16 protein-coding genes and 1 tRNA gene are annotated in these 14,940 nt (G+C 62.0%); 8 read left to right on the top strand and 9 right to left on the bottom strand.

Annotation, left to right across the window (positions count from 1 at the left end; translation table 11 throughout):
• The first annotated feature begins 4 nt into the window (after nt 1–4).
• From ACZ5VE_RS12070 to ACZ5VE_RS12060, 3 genes are read left to right on the top strand one after another with little or no spacing between them, the layout of a single operon-like run.
• Nucleotides 5–1,408: an FAD-dependent oxidoreductase gene (locus ACZ5VE_RS12070; protein ID WP_464455401.1), complete on the top strand. Its 1,404-nt coding sequence runs from the start codon at nt 5–7 to the stop codon at nt 1,406–1,408.
• Nucleotides 1,405–2,301, top strand: a complete 897-nt coding sequence (locus tag ACZ5VE_RS12065; protein WP_464455400.1) for an isocitrate lyase/PEP mutase family protein — start codon at nt 1,405–1,407, stop codon at nt 2,299–2,301. The genes ACZ5VE_RS12070 and ACZ5VE_RS12065 overlap by 4 nt, the downstream gene beginning before the upstream one ends.
• Entirely contained in the window at nt 2,298–2,789 is a 492-nt protein-coding gene (locus ACZ5VE_RS12060) for a GNAT family N-acetyltransferase (RefSeq protein ID WP_464455399.1), read from the top strand. The genes ACZ5VE_RS12065 and ACZ5VE_RS12060 overlap by 4 nt, the downstream gene beginning before the upstream one ends.
• On the opposite strand, the gene ACZ5VE_RS12055 is transcribed toward ACZ5VE_RS12060, so the two are convergent.
• Nucleotides 2,780–3,490, bottom strand: coding sequence for a hypothetical protein (locus tag ACZ5VE_RS12055; protein ID WP_464455397.1), 711 nt, complete (start codon nt 3,488–3,490; stop codon nt 2,780–2,782). The genes ACZ5VE_RS12060 and ACZ5VE_RS12055 overlap by 10 nt on opposite strands.
• Nucleotides 3,491–3,604: 114 nt before the next feature.
• Between ACZ5VE_RS12055 and ACZ5VE_RS12050 the strand changes: the two genes are divergently transcribed.
• Nucleotides 3,605–3,681 (top strand) — tRNA-Met (locus tag ACZ5VE_RS12050).
• 48 nt (nt 3,682–3,729) lie between these two features.
• Here the strand turns inward: ACZ5VE_RS12050 and ACZ5VE_RS12045 are convergent.
• On the bottom strand, nt 3,730–3,957 hold the full coding sequence (locus ACZ5VE_RS12045) for a hypothetical protein (protein ID WP_464455396.1): 228 nt from the start codon (nt 3,955–3,957) through the stop codon (nt 3,730–3,732).
• Nucleotides 3,958–4,110: 153 nt separating this feature from the next.
• Entirely contained in the window at nt 4,111–4,890 is a 780-nt protein-coding gene (locus ACZ5VE_RS12040; RefSeq protein ID WP_464455395.1) for an enoyl-CoA hydratase, read from the bottom strand.
• A gap of 158 nt (nt 4,891–5,048) precedes the next feature.
• Between ACZ5VE_RS12040 and ACZ5VE_RS12035 the strand changes: the two genes are divergently transcribed.
• From ACZ5VE_RS12035 to paaK, 3 genes are read left to right on the top strand one after another with little or no spacing between them, the layout of a single operon-like run.
• Nucleotides 5,049–5,849 (top strand): enoyl-CoA hydratase-related protein, encoded by an 801-nt coding sequence (locus ACZ5VE_RS12035; protein WP_464455394.1) that lies wholly within the window; start codon nt 5,049–5,051, stop codon nt 5,847–5,849.
• On the top strand, nt 5,849–6,280 hold the full coding sequence (gene paaI, locus ACZ5VE_RS12030) for a hydroxyphenylacetyl-CoA thioesterase PaaI (RefSeq protein WP_464455393.1): 432 nt from the start codon (nt 5,849–5,851) through the stop codon (nt 6,278–6,280). Before ACZ5VE_RS12035 ends, paaI begins: the two co-directional genes overlap by 1 nt.
• 54 nt (nt 6,281–6,334) lie before the next feature.
• The gene (paaK, locus tag ACZ5VE_RS12025; protein ID WP_464455392.1) at nt 6,335–7,636 is read left to right on the top strand and encodes a phenylacetate--CoA ligase PaaK; all 1,302 of its coding nucleotides are present in this window, start codon (nt 6,335–6,337) and stop codon (nt 7,634–7,636) included.
• A 171-nt stretch (nt 7,637–7,807) separates the two neighbouring features.
• Here the strand turns inward: paaK and ACZ5VE_RS12020 are convergent, their stop codons facing one another.
• From ACZ5VE_RS12020 to ACZ5VE_RS12005, 4 genes are all read right to left on the bottom strand, one after another.
• Nucleotides 7,808–9,586: a M61 family metallopeptidase gene (locus ACZ5VE_RS12020; RefSeq protein ID WP_464455391.1), complete on the bottom strand. Its 1,779-nt coding sequence runs from the start codon at nt 9,584–9,586 to the stop codon at nt 7,808–7,810.
• Nucleotides 9,587–9,782: 196 nt separating this feature from the next.
• Nucleotides 9,783–10,241: a DUF3429 domain-containing protein gene (locus ACZ5VE_RS12015; protein WP_464455390.1), complete on the bottom strand. Its 459-nt coding sequence runs from the start codon at nt 10,239–10,241 to the stop codon at nt 9,783–9,785.
• Complete coding sequence (locus tag ACZ5VE_RS12010) at nt 10,238–10,954, bottom strand: DsbC family protein (protein ID WP_464455389.1); 717 nt, start codon at nt 10,952–10,954, stop codon at nt 10,238–10,240. Before ACZ5VE_RS12010 ends, ACZ5VE_RS12015 begins: the two co-directional genes overlap by 4 nt.
• Nucleotides 10,955–11,007: 53 nt before the next feature.
• Nucleotides 11,008–12,168 (bottom strand): FAD-dependent monooxygenase, encoded by a 1,161-nt coding sequence (locus ACZ5VE_RS12005; RefSeq protein WP_464455388.1) that lies wholly within the window; start codon nt 12,166–12,168, stop codon nt 11,008–11,010.
• Between the two features lie 91 nt (nt 12,169–12,259).
• Here ACZ5VE_RS12005 and ychF point away from each other — a divergent pair, with 91 nt between their 5' ends.
• A complete protein-coding gene (gene ychF, locus ACZ5VE_RS12000) occupies nt 12,260–13,351 on the top strand; it encodes a redox-regulated ATPase YchF (RefSeq protein ID WP_464455387.1) in 1,092 nt (363 codons plus the stop codon).
• Between the two features lie 65 nt (nt 13,352–13,416).
• On the opposite strand, the gene ACZ5VE_RS11995 is transcribed toward ychF, so the two are convergent.
• Together ACZ5VE_RS11995 and ACZ5VE_RS11990 are read right to left on the bottom strand one after the other, a co-directional pair.
• Nucleotides 13,417–14,370 carry an alpha/beta fold hydrolase gene (locus ACZ5VE_RS11995; protein WP_464455386.1) on the bottom strand — a complete coding sequence of 318 codons (954 nt, stop codon included), beginning with the start codon at nt 14,368–14,370 and terminating at the stop codon, nt 13,417–13,419.
• Nucleotides 14,367–14,849 (bottom strand): YqaA family protein, encoded by a 483-nt coding sequence (locus tag ACZ5VE_RS11990; RefSeq protein WP_464455385.1) that lies wholly within the window; start codon nt 14,847–14,849, stop codon nt 14,367–14,369. The genes ACZ5VE_RS11995 and ACZ5VE_RS11990 overlap by 4 nt, the downstream gene beginning before the upstream one ends.
• Between the last annotated feature and the right edge of the window lie 91 nt (nt 14,850–14,940).

Below are 14,940 nucleotides of genomic sequence, written 5' to 3'. Positions count from 1 at the left end.
GGCCATGAACGCGCCGCTGCCGCAAGTTCGCCCGGCTGCTGATTTGCAAGCCGATGACCACACGCCGGTGGTGATCGTGGGTGCAGGGGCCTGTGGCCTCACGGCTGCGCTGGCCTTGCACCGCTTGGGGGTGGACTGCGTGGTGCTGGAGCGTGATGCGTTTGCCGCAGGCTCCACCGCTTTGTCGTCGGGCTTTGTGCCCGCGCCGGGCACCCAAGCGCAGCAGGCCCAGGGCATCAGCGACAGCGTGGCGCAGTTCGCCACCGACATCCAGGCCAAGGCCCATGGCCAGGCCGCGCCGCATCTGGTGCAGGCCTATGCCAGCCAGATCGGCCCGGCGCTCGATGCGCTGGCCGAGCACCACGGCCTGCCTTGGCAGGTGCTCGACAACTTTTTGTACCCCGGCCACAGCGCCTACCGCATGCACGCCGTGCCCGAGAAAACCGGGGTGGGTCTGATGAGCCGACTGCAAGCCGCGGCAGATGCCGCAGGCGTGGTGGTGCTCACGCAGGCGCAGGTGACCGAGCTGTGGGCCGACGATGCGCAACGCATCCACGGTGTGGGCTTTGTCAGGCCCAACGGCCAGATCGAACGCATCCGCTGCGATGCGGTGCTGCTGGCCTGCAACGGTTTTGGCGGGTCTGCGGCCATGGTCAAAGCCCTGCTGCCCGAGATGGCCGAGGCCACCTATGCCGGTCATGTGGGCAACGACGGCAGTGCGATCACCTGGGGCCAACAACTCGGTGCCCGCCTGGCCGATCTGGGCGCTTACCAGGGGCACGGCTCCTGGGCCGTGCCGCAAGGCGCTTTGATTTCGTGGGCGCTGGTGATGGAAGGCGGCGTGCAGATCAACGCCCAAGGCCAGCGCTTTCACGACGAAACCCAAGGCTATTCCGAGGCGGCGGTGCATGTGCTGGCGCAGCCGGGGGGTGTGGCCTGGAATGTGTTCGACGATGCGCTCTTGGCTTTTGCCCAAGAGTTCCCTGACTTTGTGGCGGCACAAGGCGCGGGCGCGGTGCAGCACGCGGGTGATGCGATGGCGCTGGCACAGCTGATTGGCTGCCCGCCAGAGGCTTTGCAAGCCACTTTGAATGCGGTGCAGCCAGGCACCGACCCGGTCACGGGCCGCACCTTCAAACGTGCCCTGCAAGCCCCGTTCCATGCCATCAAAGTCACCGGCGCTTTGTTCCATACCCAAGGTGGGCTGGACATTGACGCCCAAGCCCGGGTGCTGCGCGAAGACGGCACGCCCTTGCCCAATTTGCTGGCCGCAGGCGGCGCAGCGCGGGGCGTGTCGGGGCAGGCGGTGTGGGGCTATTTGTCGGGCAACGGTTTGCTCAGCGCGATCGCGGGCGGGCACATTGCAGCGCATACCGCACAACAACTTTTGAAAGACTCGGCACCATGAGCCAGACCCACAATTTGGCCCAAAGCCTTTTGGCTCAACGCCTGCAGCAAGCGCAAGCCTTGCTGGCCCCCGGTGTCTATGACGCGCTCACCGCGCTGGTGGCACAGCAAGCCGGTTTTGAAGCCGTGTACCTGTCAGGTGCATCGATCGCTTACACGCGTCTGGGCCGCTCCGACATCGGCCTGACCACCGCTACCGAGGTGGCGCAGACCCTGGCGCACATCACCGACCGGGTGGACATCCCGGTCATCGTGGACGCCGACACCGGTTTTGGCAACGCGCTCAATACGCAACGCACGGTGCGCGACTTCGAGCGGGCCGGGGCCGCCATGATCCAGATCGAAGACCAGACTTTCCCCAAGCGCTGCGGCCATCTGGACGGCAAAGGCGTGGTGCCCGTGGCCGAGATGCAGGGCAAGCTGCGCGCTGCACTCGACGCCCGGCATGACCACAACACCCTGATCCTGGCACGCACTGACGCGGTGGCGGTCGAAGGCCTGGACGCCGCCCTGGAGCGGGCCGAGCGCTACCTGGAATGCGGTGTCGATGCGCTGTTCATCGAGGCGTTGCGGTCTGACGAGCAGATGAACCGCGCCTGCGCGCAATTTTCAAAGCGGGTGCCGCTGTTGGCCAACATGGTCGAAGGCGGCAAGACGCCGGTGCAAAGCGCGGCCGAGCTGGGCGAGCGCGGCTTCAAGATCGTGATTTTTCCGGGCGGCACGGCGCGTGCGGTGCTGCACACCCTGCAAGGCTATTACACCAGCTTGCACACGCACCAGACCACACGGCCCTGGCAAGAAAAGATGCTGGACTTCGATGGCTTGAACGCCGTCATTGAAACGCCGCAGTTGCTGGCATTGGGTCAGCGTTATGAAGGTGGAGGAAAAGCATGACAGCACCCATCATTTTTCGCAGTTTGCAAGTCGGTGACATCGGCTGGGTCGCGCACCGCCAAGGTATTTTGTATGCGCAGGAATACGGCTGGGATGGCACGTTCGAGGCCCTGGTGGCCGAGATCGCGGCGCAATTTGTGAAGAACTTTGACCCCGCATGGGAGAACGCCTGGATTGCCGAACGTGAAGGTCGGGTTGTGGGCTCGGTGTTCCTGGTCAAGGTGTCTGAGCAAGAGGCCAAGCTGCGCTTGCTGTATGCGGAGCCCGAGGTGCGTGGTGCAGGGCTGGGGCGGCGTCTGACCGAAGCGTGCATTGCGTTTGCCAAAGCCAAGGGGTATTCAAAGCTCACGTTGTGGACCAATGACCTCCTGCATGCGGCGCGCCGGATTTACCAGCAAGCGGGCTTCGTGCTGGTGTCTGAAGAGCGGCACCATTCTTTTGGCCACGATCTGGTTGGGCAGTACTGGTCCCTTGACCTTCAGGCTTGAGTTGCCGGGCACCAGCCCATTTCAAGCCAATGTGCATAGCCTGGCTTGAAAGGCCATGCGGTGAACTGCACCGGTGTGCCTTGCGGTAATACTTGCTCGGTCAGGTGGTCCAGCCAAGGACTGATGGCACCTATTTGCTGCAACCAAGTTTGTCCTTCGGGCGTCTCCATGGCCAATCCGGCCGCGCTCTGGTGTGCCACGGGCAAAGCGATGCCCTGCACAGCAGGGCCGGACATGCGGTCGTGCACGCTGCCCCAAGCCACGGGTTTCAGGGTGTGTTGCAGTTGGCGTAAACGGCGATCCACGGCATCCAGCGTTTCGGTGGTGAAGCGCAATTGCCCCAGCACGTTGTCAAACCAAAAAAATGCATCGGGCATGGCATCAACGGCATCGTTCAATTGAGCCAAGCCATCGCCTGTGCAAAGGTGCAAGGCCGTGCCTTGGCGCTTCAATTCGCGTTCATGGCGCCAGCGGAACAAGGGCGCAGCCAAGGGATCGATATCCCATGCGTGTATTTCTTCAAATTGCGCCAACCACGCCGTCGGCAGCATCCAGCCTGCACTGGCGCCGATCAGGACCAGTTGCTTGCGCGGCATGGTTTGCGCCAGCAGCCAGTCAGAGATCTGGGCCGATGCGGGCGCCCATCGCTCTTGCGATCGCCATGCGCGCCAATGCCAATGCCATCCACCTGTCAAGTTCATGACCGAACTTTAGCCGGGTTGGTGCGCGGGCCGTCAAATTTTGTGTATAATTTTTGGCTTGATGACATCAGTCATCCGGTTTCAAACAGTTTGTTTCAAACCAACCCGTCACCCGGAGATATAGCTCAGTTGGTTAGAGCGCAGCATTCATAATGCTGATGTCGGTGGTTCAAGTCCACCTATCTCCACCAAATTAAAAGCCCACAGTCGCAAGACTGTGGGCTTTTTGGTTTGGGCGTTCAGGCGAAAACGTCCACCGCTTCACCCAGGCCATTCCAGCTCATTTTTTTGCGTTGACTGCCCAAACGGCTGTTTTTGCCTGCCTTCCCGCTTTTGTCGGACGAAGACACCCGGCCTCGTCCGGCCACGGCTTCAGGCGCCATGCGTTTTTCCACACGGTCGATCTGGTTGACCACAGGGGCCATGGGGCGCAGGGTTTGGCCGATGGAGATGGGGGTGATTCGCATGGGGAACTTTCAAGAGTGCTTGATGGATACATCGGCACGAAAACCTGAAAGTGAAGTGCAAGTGGGCAAGAGCCAGAGGCCGCTGGTGTTGTGCCCATGAAAAAAGCCCGCCGTGCAGGCACGGCGGGCCGGGGTGTTGGCAAGCCCGGGGCTTCAGCCGTTCACGAAGTTCGGGGCACGTTTGTTCAAAAAGGCGTCCATGCCTTCTTTCTGGTCGGCGGTGGCAAACAAGCCATGGAACAGGCGGCGCTCGAACATGACGCCGTCGCTCAGACCGCTTTCAAAGGCGCGGTTGACACTTTCCTTGGCGGCCATGGTGGCCAGCTGGCCGTAGCCGCAGATCATCAGGGCCGCACCCAGGGTTTCGTCCATCAGTTTGTCCAGCGGCACCACGCGGCTGACCAAGCCACCGCGCTCGGCCTCGGCCGCGTCCATCATGCGGCCGGTCAGCACCAGGTCCATGGCTTTGGATTTGCCCATGGCGCGGGGCAGGCGTTGTGTGCCGCCAGCGCCGGGGATGATGCCGATTTTGATTTCGGGTTGGCCAAACTTGGCGTTGTCGGCGGCGATGATGAAGTCGCACATCATGGCCAGCTCGCAGCCGCCACCCAGCGCAAAACCGGCCACGGCCGCGATCACAGGTTTGCGAATCGAGCGGATGGTTTCCCAGTTGCGGGTGATGAAGTCGTTTTTGTAGACCTCGTGGAAGTTGTACTTGGCCATGGCGGCGATGTCGGCCCCGGCGGCAAAGGCTTTTTCGCTGCCGGTGATGACGATGCAGCCAATGGCTTCGTCGGCGTCAAAGGCCTTGAGGGCCAGGCCCAGCTCGTCCATCAACGGGCCATTCAGGGCATTGAGCGCCTTGGGGCGGTTGAGGGTGATGATGCCGACTTGGCCGCCTTCGGTGCGGACTTCGATGTTTTCGTAGCTCAAGTGCTTCTCCAGCAAAGTTGAAAATGACTGTTGGGCACTATAACCAAGCCCCTGTCACCGGGCTGTCGCGCAGGCATATCGCGTCGGTTTGCTTAGGGAAAACATTAACCAACCGAGCGGTCGGTTAATGGTACATTCGTGGATTCAGGAGACACCACATGACCGAATCGACCGCATCGGTGCTGTATGAAGTGCGAGGCGCTGTGGCGCTGGTCACCCTCAACCGCCCGCAAGCCCTCAACAGCTTCACCCGCGAAATGCACCAGTCACTGTGGGCTGCGCTGGACCAGGCTGAGGCCAACCCGACTGTGCGTGCTTTGGTGCTGACCGGGGCGGGTCGCGGCTTTTGCGCCGGTCTGGACCTCTCCGAGCTCGATTTCACCCCTGGCCCTGGCTTGCTCGAACGCGCTGACCCTGGTCCTGTCATCCACGATGCCTTCAACCCCACCACGCGCCGCCTGCAGTCGCTGCGCATGCCGGTCATCTGCGCGGTCAACGGCGTGGCTGCTGGCGCAGGTGCTTCGGTGGCCATGGCCTGCGACATCGCGATCGCCGCGCCCACGGCCAGTTTTGTGCAGGCCTTCAGCAAGATCGGCCTGATCCCTGATGCGGGCGGCAGCTGGCTGCTGGTCGAACGCCTGGGCCTGCCCCGCGCCATGGCGCTGGCCATGACCGGTGACAAGCTGACCGCCGACAAAGCCAAGGAGTGGGGCCTGATCTGGGACGTGGCCGACGACTGCGTGGCCGCCGCCTTGGCGCTGGCCGACAAGCTGGCCGTGATGCCGACCAAGGCATTGGTCGCTACACGTCACCTGCTGCGCGATGCGGGCACGCGTTCGCTGGATGCGCACCTGAACGTCGAGCGCGATACGCAATCGGCCCTGGGCAAAACGCACGACTACATGGAAGGTGTGAATGCCTTCCTCGAAAAGCGCCCAGCCCAATTTAAAGGCGAATGATGAGCGATCCCAAAGCACTGGCCCAGTTGGTGGGTGAGACCATGTTCGCCGTGGACGTGGCTTCCAAAGACACCATGGGCATGGAACTTCTGGCCTGCGAGCCCGGCCGCGCCGTGATGCGCATGGTGGTGAAACCACTGCACCTGAACGGCCACCAGATTTGCCACGGCGGCTTCATCTTCACGCTGGCCGATTCGACCTTTGCCTTTGCCTGCAACAGCTACAACAAGAACGCGGTGGCCGCTGGGTGCAGCATCGAATTTTTGAAGCCCGGCAAATTGGGCGATGTGCTGACCTGCGAAGGCATCGAGCAGACCCTGAGCGGACGCCATGGCATCTATGACATGAAAGTCACGAACCAGAACGGCGAAGTCATCGCCATGTTCCGTGGCAAGAGCGCGCAGATTCCGGGCACGGTGGTGCCGGAATAAATCAACGAGGACACAGGCCTCAGCGCTGTTCCCAAAGATCAAGTGGAGTATTGAATGAACCCCAAAGCCTTCCCCCTGGAGCCGATTGAAAAGGCCAGCATTGACGAGCTGCGCAGTCTGCAGCTCAAGCGCCTGCAACAGACGCTTCAGCACGCCTATGCCAACTCGCCCGTGTACCGCGCCAAGTTCGACGCGGCAGGCGTGCACCCCGATGACTGCAAGAGCCTGGCCGACATCGCCAAGTTCCCCTTCACCACCAAGGCCGACCTGCGCGACAGCTACCCGTTTGGCATGTTCGCCGTGCCGCGTGAAAAATGCGCCCGCATCCACGCATCGAGCGGCACCACCGGCAAGCCCACGGTGGTGGGCTACACCCTCAAAGACATCGACACCTGGTCCACCGTGGTGGCGCGCAGCATCCGCGCAGGCGGGGCCAAGCCCGGTGACATGGTGCATGTGAGCTATGGCTACGGCCTGTTCACCGGCGGCATGGGCGCGCACTACGGTGCCGAAAAATTGGGCCTCACGGTCGTGCCGTTTGGCGGCGGCCAGACCGAGCGCCAAGTGCAGCTGATCCAGGATTTCAAGTCCAGCATCATCATGGTCACGCCCAGCTACATGCTGGCGATTGCCGACGAGTTCGAGCGGCAAGGCATCAACCCCAAGACTTCTTCGCTGCGCATCGGCATTTTCGGGGCCGAGCCCTGGACCAACGACATGCGTGCCGCCATCGAAAAACGCATGGCCATCGACGCGGTGGACATCTATGGCCTGTCCGAAGTCATGGGCCCGGGCGTGGCCAGCGAATGCATCGAAACCAAGGACGGCCCGACCATCTGGGAAGACCACTTCTACCCCGAGATCATCAACCCCGACACGGGTGAGCCGGTGGCCGATGGCGAGATGGGCGAGCTGGTCTTCACCAGCCTGACTAAAGAAGCGCTGCCCATCATCCGCTACCGCACGCGTGACCTGACGCGCCTGCTGCCCGGCACCGCCCGCACCATGCGCCGCATGGAAAAGATCACCGGTCGCAGCGACGACATGATGATCATCCGTGGCGTGAACGTGTTCCCCAGCCAGATCGAAGAGCTGATCTTGAAGCGCAGCGAACTGGCTCCGCACTACCAGTGCGTGCTCACCCGCGACGGCCCGATGGACGATCTGAAAGTGCTGGTCGAGACCAAGCCCGGCGTGTCACCCGACAGCATCGAAGCTCGCGCTGCCGCCAAAATGCTGCAGCACGAGATCAAGGTGTTCATTGGCTCCAGCGTGGCGATTGAACTCCAGGCCGAAGGCGGCGTCGAGCGCAGCCAAGGCAAGGCCAAACGCGTGGTGGATTTGCGCGGCAAGTGACATGCGACATCGCCAGCTGGCGGGCTCCTACAACAGACATTTTTGTAGGAGCTTGTCCGCAAGCGATGGGCACTTCTTGGTAGGAGCGAGCCCCTGCTCGCGAATGGAGCCTCGCGGCACCGTATGCATTCGGCCGCAGGGATCTACTCAGGGATTCACTCTGGGATCAAATCAGACCGAGGGCCAGCCCTGTTTTCGCCCCGCAGGCATCGCCAGTTTCCAGCTGCTGGCCTGTTCGGGCACTTTCAGGGGCAGGCGCAGCAGGCGTTTGTCGCGTGAGACCAGGGCCACGAGTTGGTGTGCCTTGCCCAGCAAGGCAGGCAAGTCGTCGAGTTTGTTCAGACGCCAGCTGCCGCCTTGAGCATGGGCTGCACGGTCTGCAGGGCTTGCCCCCACATCCACCCCCAGCCATTCGTCGCCCGCCGCCAGCCCGGCCGCTTCGGCGGCGCTGCCGCGCAGCACGCTTTTGATGTGCACGCTGCCCCCGGCCTCGTTCACGCGCAGGCCCAGGCGCTGGGCCATGGGGGTGATCTCGGCGCTGACATCTATGCCTTGTCCGGCCAGCAGCTCGCGCAGGGGCAGGTCGGTGGTGCTGTGCACCCAGGCCTGGATTTCAGCTTGCCAGCTGCGGCCCGTCTGGGCCTGCAGTTCGTCCAGCAGGTCTTGTTCGCGCATGGGTCCGGCTTTGCAGCGTTTCCACAGGCCGCGCATCACGGCATCCAGCGTCTGACCTTCTTTGCGCAGCGTCAGGTCCAGGCACAGCGCCACCAGCGCGCCCTTGGTGTAGTAGCTCACGGTGGCGTTGGGTGTGTTTTCGTCTTGTCGGTAGTACTTCACCCAGGCGTCAAAGCTGGCCTGCGCCACGGTCTGCACATGGCGGCCAGGGGTTTGCTGCACCTGGGCGATGGTTTTGCCCAGCAGCTTGAGGTAGGTGGCGTCGTCGATCAGCCCGGCGCGGCGCAGCAGCAGGTCGTCGTAATAGCTGGTGAAGCCTTCAAAGAACCACAGCAGCTGCGTGTAGTTCTCTTGCGTGTAGTCGTAGCGGGCCAAGGTGTCGGGGCGCAGTTGCTTGACGTTCCAGGTGTGGAAGTACTCGTGGCTGATCAGGCCCAGCAGGGTGGTGTAGCCCTCGTTGGTGCGCGGGCTTGTTTGACGTGGCAGGTCGGCCCGGTTGCAGATCAGGGCCGTGCTGTTGCGGTGTTCTAGCCCGCCGTAGCCGTCGTGCACGGCGTTGAGCATGAACAGGTAATTGTGGTGCGGGGCCTTGCTGCCGGCTTGTTTGCCCGCGCCATGCCAGAAGCGGATTTCGGCTTCGCAGATTTTTTGCGTGTCGGCCAGCAAGCGATCACCGTCAAACGAGGGCAGGGCATCGGCCACCACAAAGCGGTGCGGGATGCCACAGGCCACAAAGCTGCCGCTCCAGAAGTTGCCCAGCTCCACCGGGCAGTCCACCAGTTCGTCGTAGTGCGCGGCCTGGTACAGGCCAAAGCCTTTTTTGTCGGTCTTGATCGGCTGCAGGCCCGTGGCCGCTTGCCAGTCGGCCTGGCCTTTGACCGGGTTCAGCTGCAGTTGGTGCTGCTGGGCTTCTTGTCCGTGCACGCGCAGGCACAGGCTGGTGCCGTTGAAAAAGCCGCGCTGGCTGTCCAGCCAGGCGGTGCGCACCGAGTTGTCAAAGGCATAGACCTCGTAGCTCAGCACCAGTGGCTGGCCCGGCTTGCAGGCAACGTCCCAAGTGCATTTGTCGCGCTGCGTGAGCGTGACCGTGCGACGGCCTTGCCGGGCTGTCAGGTTTTGCAGGTTCTTGGCGAACTCGCGCACCAGGTAGCTGCCTGGAATCCAGACCGGCAAAGACACGGTTTGTTGCGCAGCCGGATCAGGGATGGTCAGCGTCACCCGAAACAGGTGGGCGTGCAGGTCTGCGGCTTCAATGGTGTAGTGGAGGGCAGTCATGGCGTGGCTTGTCTATGTGGGAGCGAGCCCCTGCTCGCGAATGTTGTTTGGGCGTTGTGGCCTGATTGAGCTGGCGGGTCTTTTCACCATTCGGCCGCAGGGGCGACCTCCCACAAGGAATTCATCAAGCAGCCGAGAGACTGGTCCAAACGGCTATCCGGCATGGCGTCCAGGCAAGAATCCCGCAAGCACTTGCTCAGGTCGCCCCCGCGGCCAAAAAGCAGCTCAGGCTGGCCACGATGGTCAGTTGCAAGCGCATGGGCAGCCAAGGGGCCAGGCCTGCGGCAGGCCAGGTGCGGCGGTCCACGACATAACAGCCGATCAACACAAAGCCCAGCAGGGGCAAACCGGCAAAGGCGGGCATCATCACGGCCACCCAGGCCAGCAAGGTGGGCACCACGCCCCAGGTGAAATGGATGCGCGGTGCGTTGGGCGCGATCAGCGCGTTGCGAAAACCCACGCCCCAATGGATGCCGCCCAAAAAGGACACGATCACCGCGCCATAGCTTTGCATGGACAGGGCCACATAAGGATGAATGTCCGGGCCAACTGACCACAGGCACAGCGCCAAAAAGACAAACGGAACCAAGCCGGCGTATCCAAGGCGGCGGATCAGGTGCCAGGTGGGGTCTTCGGGGTGTGGGGTGTTCATCATTTGATTTCTGCCAGCATTTTTTCGACTTGGGCGATCGGCACTGCACCGGGCACTCGCGAGCCATCGGCAAACAGCAGCGTGGGGGTGCCGGTGATGCGTTGTTTTTTGCCAAATTCGACGTTGGCGTCCACGGCAGTCGTGTCACAGTTGGCCGCTGCAGGGGCTGTGCCGTTGATCATCCAGTCGTTCCAGACCTTGGCCTTGTCTTTGGCGCACCAGATGTTTTTGGATTTGGTTTTGGAGTCGTCGCCCAGGATGGGGTAGAGCAGGTGGTAGATCGTCACGTTGTCCAGTTTTTGCAGGTCTTTTTCAAAGCGCTTGCAGTAGCCGCAGTTGGGGTCGGCAAAGATCGCCAGCTTGCGTTTGCCGTTGCCGCGCACTTGGGTAAAGGCGTTTTTCAGGGGCAATTGGTCAAACGGGATGGACGAGAGTTTTTCCATGCGCTCTTCGGTCAGGTTGCGCTTTTGTTTCACGTCGATCAGCGCCCCTTGGATCAGAAAGTTACCTTCGGCGTCGCTGTACATCACGTCATTGCCCATGCGCAGCTCATACAGGCCGTTCATCGGCGTTTTGCTCACTTCATCGATTTTGGGCAGATTGGGCAAGCGCTCGCTCAGGTTTTTGCGCAGGCTCGCTTCCTGGGCAAATGCCGTGCTCATGGACAGGGATGCCAGCGCCACGAGCGATACCAGCATCAAACGGACAAACTTCATCGGATTTCTTTCGGGTTCAAAAAGAGGGGTTTCAGTGTGGGGTCAATGGGAGGTCAATGCGAACCAGTTGATTGGCCCATGGCTTGCCGGGTCATCCAGCTTTTCAGGGGGCCGCTGCGGTCAAAGCCTTGCATGCCCCAGTTGCGCAGGTTTTGCCAGATGGGGCCGGGTTGGGCAAACAGGCGCTGCAAGCCGTCGGTGACCAAGCCCATGGCCTGCACGTCGGCCTGCCGGGCGCGTTCGTAGCGGCGCAGCAGTTTCAGATCGTGCAGCGGACGCCAGAATTCCTTGGCCTTGATCACGCGCACCAGCTCGGCCACATCGGCCAGGCCCACGTTCAGGCCTTGGCCTGCCAAAGGGTGCAGGGCGTGTGCCGCATCGCCCGCCAAGGCAAAAGACTGTTTTGTCGCGCCCCGCACGGCACCGATCCAGCGGTTGGCGCGGGCCAGTTGCAGCGGCCACACGGCACGCTCGGCCGACAGGCTCATGCGGCCCAGGGTCAAACCGCAGGCTTGGCCCAATTCGGCTGCAAAGTCCTCAGGGGGCAGTGACATCAAGGCTTGCGCGCGCAAGGGGTGCACCGACCAGACCAGTGCCACCTCGTGCCCGCCTTCGCCACCCAAAGGCAGTAGAGCCAGAATTTCGGCTTGGGGCTGTGACAGGCCAGGCACCTGGCTCCAGCCAAACCATTGCCGGGCGATGCCTTGGTGTGCTTGTTCGCACACCAGTCTGGTCGCCACGGCATGTTGTTCGTAATGGGTGATGTCAAAGCCCACATCCAGCTCGGCCCGGGTTTGGCTGGCGCGGCCTTCGCACACCACGGTGAGCGGCGCGGCCACCGGGGCCTGCACCACTTCAATCTGGGGTTGAAACCGGACGGCTTCGGCCAAGCGCGCTTCCAGCACCGGCACATCCACCATCCAGTTGAGTTCGCCCACGCCTTGTTCGCTGGCGCCAAAGTTCAGTTGACCGCCGTGGTCGCCCCACACCTGCATCTGGTGCACGGGGGTCACGGCCGGGCTGTCAGGCCAGCAGCGCAGGTCTTGCAGCAACGCCATGGCAGCGCCGTTGAGCGAGTAAGCCCGAACATCAGCGGTGGCCGCTGTGGGGGCCTCCACCAAGGCCACGTTCAGCCGTTCACGGGCCAGCAACAAGGCCAAAGTGCGGCCTACGATGCCAGCGCCACGGATGCAAATATCGGGAGGGTTTGCCATGCCCGCATTGTAGGTGGCCCCCGGGCGCAGACCCAGCCGTTAAAATCACCGGTTAATTCAAGAATTTCTCCCGAATCACCGAAAGTCTTCCATGAGCCTCAAATGCGGCATCGTGGGTTTGCCCAACGTCGGCAAATCCACCCTTTTCAACGCCCTGACCAAAGCCGGTATTGCGGCCGAAAACTACCCTTTTTGCACCATCGAGCCCAACACCGGCGTGGTCGAGGTGCCGGACCCGCGCCTGCAGCAACTGGCCGAGATCATCACGCCCGAGCGCATCGTGCCCGCCATCGTCGAGTTTGTGGACATTGCAGGCCTGGTGGCCGGTGCCAGCACGGGCGAAGGCCTGGGCAACAAGTTTCTGGCCCACATCCGCGAGACAGATGCCATCGTCAACGTGGTGCGCTGCTTTGAAGATGACAACGTGATCCACGTGGCCAACAAGGTGGACCCGATCGCCGACATCGAGGTCATCCAGACCGAGCTGTGCCTGGCCGATCTGGCTGCGGTGGAAAAAGCCATTCACCGTGTGAGCAAAATTGCCCGTTCCGGTGACAAGGAAGCCGTCAAGCAAATGGCAGTGTTGGAAAAGTGCCAGACGGCTCTGAACGACACCCAGCCTGTGCGCACCATCGACTTCAGCAAGGAAGAGCGCGCCGAACTCAAGCAGTTCTTCTTCATCACGGCCAAGCCCGCCATGTTCGTGGCCAACGTGTCGGAAGACGGCTTCGAGAACAACCCCTTCCTCGACCGCCTCAAGGCCTTTGCCGCCAAGCAAAACGCGCCTGTGGTGGCCATTTGCGCCAAGATCGAAGCCGAGTTGTCCGAGATGGACGATGCCGACCGCCTGGAATTTTTGAAGGAATTGGGCCAGGAAGAACCCGGCCTGAACCGCCTGATCCGTTCGGCCTACAACTTGTTGGGCCTGCAAACCTATTTCACCGCCGGCGTGAAAGAAGTGCGCGCCTGGACCATCCACGTGGGCGACACCGGTCCGCAAGCGGCGGGTGTGATCCACACCGACTTTGAAAAAGGCTACATCCGCGCCCAGACCATCGCGTTTGACGACTTCATCGCCTTCAAGGGCGAGCAAGGTGCCAAAGACGCGGGCAAGATGCGCGCCGAAGGCAAGGAATACGTCGTCAAGGATGGCGATGTGATGAACTTTTTGTTCAGCTCTTGAGCCCTTCACGGCTTCAATAAAAAAACCGCGCCATGGCGCGGTTTTTTGTTGGGCAAATGTGTTGGTCAGCGCTTGGTCGCCAGAAACTTCAACACCTCCGCCACGCTGCGCTGGGGGTCTTCTTCTTGAGGCACATGGCCCAGACCCTCGAACACCACATATTGGCTGCCCGCAATGTCCTGGTGAAAACGCTGACCCGACGGCTTGGGGATGAGCTTGTCTTGCGCCCCCCACAGAATGAGCGTGGGCTGCCGGATGGTTTTGACCAGCCCGGCGGACAGGGCATCGGTCTCGCGCAATTGGATGCGCCGGGTCAGGCTGTCGCGGTTGCCTGCACGCAGCGTCAGTTCGTAATAACGGTCCACCAGCTCGGGGGTGACTTTGCTGGGGTCCGCGTACACATTGCGCACGCTGGCTTCGATCATGCGTCGGGGCAAGAGCTGGCTCATGACCGGTTTGAGCCAGCCGATCTGTGCCAGCCGAAAGCCCAGCGGCACCGAGGTCGATTGCAGCGGGTACCCAATGGCGTCCACCAGCACCAAGCGGTTGACCCGCTCGGGGTGCTGCACTGCGGTGCGCCAGGCGATGCCGCCGCCCAATGAATTGCCGGCCAAGACCGCCTGGCGAATCTTGAGGTGGTCCATCAGGGCCACGATGAAGTCGGCATACCGCTCGATCCGATAGTCGTTGTCCGGTGCGGGGCCGGTCAGCCCGAAACCGGGCAGGTCCATGCGGATCACGCGGTGTTGGGTTTTCAGTGCCTCTGTCCAACCGTCCCAGGTGTGCAGGCTGGCCGAGGTGCCGTGGATCAGCACGATGGGTTCGGGGTCATCCCGTGGGCCTTCGTCGCGCAGGTGCACTTGCATGCCTTGCAGCGCCACGAATTGGGACGGCGCAGCTGCCCAGCGGGTCTTCAGGCTGTCTGCGCTGCGTTCGGGTGCCCATGACAGACCGATGCCTGCGGCCAGCGTCAACAAAACAGCCAGAGCCAGCCAACGAAGTGCTCGAGAAATCTTCATGTCATCACGCCTTGAGGAAAAAACCAGAGCAATCCACCCGTCATGACCAGATAGCGCCCGAATTTGCCGATGGCCATGTACAGCGTGCAAGGCCAAAGCGGCATCTTGAGCCAACCCGCCACGGCACAAATCGGGTCGCCCACCACCGGCAGCCAGGACAGCAAGCAGGCTTTGGGGCCGAGCTTTTCAAGCCATTTCAGGGCCTGCCGGTCTGCGCTGGCGTGTTTCCAGCGGTCCACCGCTTGGTGTGTGCCCCAGCCCATCCACCAGCTGAGCATGCCGCCCAAGGTGTTGCCCGCTGTGGCCACCCCGATGGCAGCCCAGAACAGTTCGGGGTTGAGTTTGACCAAGCCGAACACGGCGGGCTCGGAGCCCATGGGCAACAAAGTGGCTGAGATGAAAGACACCACAAACACGGTGCTGAGACCATGTTGTGGCAGGGCCAGCCATTGCAGCAATTGATTGAGCCAAATTTCCATCGGACTCAGTGTAGCGAGGTGAACAAGGCGCTGGTTGATGGGGTGTTTGCGCTGCATCAGCGCTTAGCACATTCGCATGTCAGCTGCTGAA

Source organism: Limnohabitans sp. INBF003, assembly GCF_055396645.1.
Note: the sequence above shows the minus strand (reverse complement) of the source record. Positions and strands in the feature narration are given on the sequence as shown.

Excerpts from the sequence above, each read along its gene's own strand:
- ACZ5VE_RS12070 (WP_464455401.1), top strand. The coding sequence starts at position 5 with ATGAACGCGCCGCTGCCGCAAGTTCGCCCGGCTGCTGATTTGCAAGCC.
- ACZ5VE_RS12065 (WP_464455400.1), top strand. The coding sequence starts at position 1,405 with ATGAGCCAGACCCACAATTTGGCCCAAAGCCTTTTGGCTCAACGCCTG.
- ACZ5VE_RS12060 (WP_464455399.1), top strand. The coding sequence starts at position 2,298 with ATGACAGCACCCATCATTTTTCGCAGTTTGCAAGTCGGTGACATCGGC.
- ACZ5VE_RS12055 (WP_464455397.1), bottom strand. The coding sequence starts at position 3,490 with ATGAACTTGACAGGTGGATGGCATTGGCATTGGCGCGCATGGCGATCG.
- ACZ5VE_RS12045 (WP_464455396.1), bottom strand. The coding sequence starts at position 3,957 with ATGCGAATCACCCCCATCTCCATCGGCCAAACCCTGCGCCCCATGGCC.
- ACZ5VE_RS12035 (WP_464455394.1), top strand. The coding sequence starts at position 5,049 with ATGACCGAATCGACCGCATCGGTGCTGTATGAAGTGCGAGGCGCTGTG.
- paaI (WP_464455393.1), top strand. The coding sequence starts at position 5,849 with ATGAGCGATCCCAAAGCACTGGCCCAGTTGGTGGGTGAGACCATGTTC.
- paaK (WP_464455392.1), top strand. The coding sequence starts at position 6,335 with ATGAACCCCAAAGCCTTCCCCCTGGAGCCGATTGAAAAGGCCAGCATT.
- ACZ5VE_RS12020 (WP_464455391.1), bottom strand. The coding sequence starts at position 9,586 with ATGACTGCCCTCCACTACACCATTGAAGCCGCAGACCTGCACGCCCAC.
- ACZ5VE_RS12015 (WP_464455390.1), bottom strand. The coding sequence starts at position 10,241 with ATGATGAACACCCCACACCCCGAAGACCCCACCTGGCACCTGATCCGC.
- ACZ5VE_RS12010 (WP_464455389.1), bottom strand. The coding sequence starts at position 10,954 with ATGAAGTTTGTCCGTTTGATGCTGGTATCGCTCGTGGCGCTGGCATCC.
- ACZ5VE_RS12005 (WP_464455388.1), bottom strand. The coding sequence starts at position 12,168 with ATGGCAAACCCTCCCGATATTTGCATCCGTGGCGCTGGCATCGTAGGC.
- ychF (WP_464455387.1), top strand. The coding sequence starts at position 12,260 with ATGAGCCTCAAATGCGGCATCGTGGGTTTGCCCAACGTCGGCAAATCC.
- ACZ5VE_RS11995 (WP_464455386.1), bottom strand. The coding sequence starts at position 14,370 with ATGAAGATTTCTCGAGCACTTCGTTGGCTGGCTCTGGCTGTTTTGTTG.
- ACZ5VE_RS11990 (WP_464455385.1), bottom strand. The coding sequence starts at position 14,849 with ATGGAAATTTGGCTCAATCAATTGCTGCAATGGCTGGCCCTGCCACAA.